The sequence below is a fragment of the Kocuria arenosa genome (assembly GCF_042879215.1).
In the GTDB taxonomy this organism is placed as follows: domain Bacteria; phylum Actinomycetota; class Actinomycetes; order Actinomycetales; family Micrococcaceae; genus Kocuria; species Kocuria arenosa.
In genome coordinates this window covers 1-1122 of sequence record NZ_JBHZTA010000037.1, presented here as the reverse complement: position 1 = coordinate 1122, position 1122 = coordinate 1, and the positions used below count along the sequence as shown (strand labels likewise).

General features: G+C 69.1%; 1 protein-coding gene. It reads left to right on the top strand.

Annotated elements, in window-relative coordinates; all coding sequences use genetic code 11:
* Positions 1–590: 590 nt before the first annotated feature.
* The coding region (locus ACFYE3_RS19010; protein WP_387612034.1) for a serine hydrolase domain-containing protein at positions 591–1122 on the top strand (532 nt) is incomplete at its 3' end.

Here is a 1122-nt window from a genome sequence, read left to right as displayed (position 1 = left end):
TGCCCACGGTGGCTCCTTCGCTGGTCGGTCGTCTCCATGACTTAGGTGGCGCCCCGGCCGCAATGGGGGTGAGACATCTTCGGTGGTTGGGTAACGATCCGGGGCAGGTCGGCTGACCGGTCCGGAAGGCCGTCCTACGCTGAGGGCACCGCCTGGTCCGTGAGTTCGTCGGGCTGGCGTGTGATCCGGGGCCGTGGATCGGCCCGTCATCTCATCGGTTCCTTTGCCTGTGCGTGCTGCCGGGATGTGCCGTCGCAGTCGAGCGGGGCGTAGGGGTCGACATCGTCGTCCATGACGACTGAGCCTGAAGCGCTGTTCTCTGGGTGCAGTCACCCCTTCGGAGGTGTCCTGTGCCGATCGAGAGGGAAACGAAGATGTCATCACCTGCACGATCCACCCGTTACACGTTCGCCGCCGCCACCGTGGCGGTGCTCCTGCTCGGGGCCGACGGGGCAACCGCGGCCCTGCCCTCCACAGCCGGGCCGGTAGCCAAACCGGCCGCTTCAGCGACGCCGTCGGCTTCGGGCACGGGCCCCGAGGCCTGTGTCACCGATGTCGACGACGTCCTCACCCGGGAACCCTCCTCACAGATGGCCGAGCCGCTGCCCGAGGAGCTGGCGACGACCTTGGACGCCGCCGCCCGGGCCTCGTTCGGCCAGGCCTCCGCGCCCGGTGCGGTAGTGGGGGTCTCCTCCCCGGAGGGCACCTGGACGGCCGCCTACGGGACGGCCGCCCCGGCCACCGGGGAGCCCATGGAGGTGGGGGTGCACACGCGCATCGGCTCGGTCACCAAACCCTTCACCGCCACCCTGGTCCTGCAGCTGGCCGAGGAGGGGCAGCTGTCCCTGGAGGACCCCATCGCCGACTACGTCGAGGGCATCCCCCACGGGGAGCAGATCACCCTGCGGCAACTGGCGGACATGACCAGCGGGGTAGCCAGCTACACCCGCAGCACTCAGTTCACGGACCGCTTCTTCGCGGACCCCGAGCAGACCTTCACCCCGGAGGAACTGGTCGCCGTCGGCGTCTCGGAATCGCCTCTCTTCGCCCCCGGTGAGCAGTTCGACTACTCCAACACCAACTACATCCTGCTGGGCCTGGTCATCGAGCAGGTCACCGGCC